The organism is Acinetobacter sichuanensis, assembly GCF_003024515.2.
GTDB lineage: Bacteria > Pseudomonadota > Gammaproteobacteria > Pseudomonadales > Moraxellaceae > Acinetobacter > Acinetobacter sichuanensis.
In genome coordinates, this window is sequence record NZ_PYIX02000204.1 from 1 (window position 1) to 656 (window position 656).

Consider the following 656-nt stretch of genomic DNA (forward strand, 5'->3'; position numbering starts at 1 on the left):
GGATACGTTTCAGTGACTGGATTATATTTTCCAGAGTTAATAATTTTAGTGCAGGAAAAACTCGCCACCGCATCAGCAAGTTTTGTATCAAAGGCTTTAGCAACTTTGGATTGGATTTTATTCTTAATCATTACATTGACTCTCTTCAAACATTGCAAATAAATCCTGAGCAATTGCCTGAATTGAGTAGGCTTCAAATTCAGTGCTTGGATCACGCTCATTCATTTGCTGTTTAATACGCTGCCAAATATGAACAGCTTCATGCAGTAATAGTCCATGTGCTTCAATTAAAGGACGCTCACAGCCTTGAATCTGGACAATTTCCATTGAATCATCATTGTAAAAATTCACCTGAGCATCACAACCATTTGACATAAACTCATCTACATCATTCATGTTTTCAAATAGCAGATCCATGTGCATCTGATTACGAGCCAATGTATATTTGACGTGCTGGAATGGCGATATATACCATTCAGGCACATAATTATTATTAATCATACCTGTATCAAACTCGCGTTATCAAAATACCAAACGGCATTTTGTTTGGATTCACTAAATCAAGTGAAGCAATCAAAGCTTTGGCAATTTGTTCAAACTCTGAAATATCTACACTGCCCTCAGCAAAGGTTTCTGTGACTTGTACCGTGTCAGCC

Annotated in this window: 1 protein-coding gene; it reads right to left on the reverse strand. The window is 37.2% G+C overall.

Annotation, left to right across the window (positions count from 1 at the left end):
* Positions 1–123: 123 nt before the first annotated feature.
* Positions 124–501, reverse strand: coding sequence for a hypothetical protein (locus tag C9E89_RS23035; RefSeq protein ID WP_107010348.1), 378 nt, complete (start codon positions 499–501; stop codon positions 124–126).
* Positions 502–656: the final 155 nt, after the last annotated feature.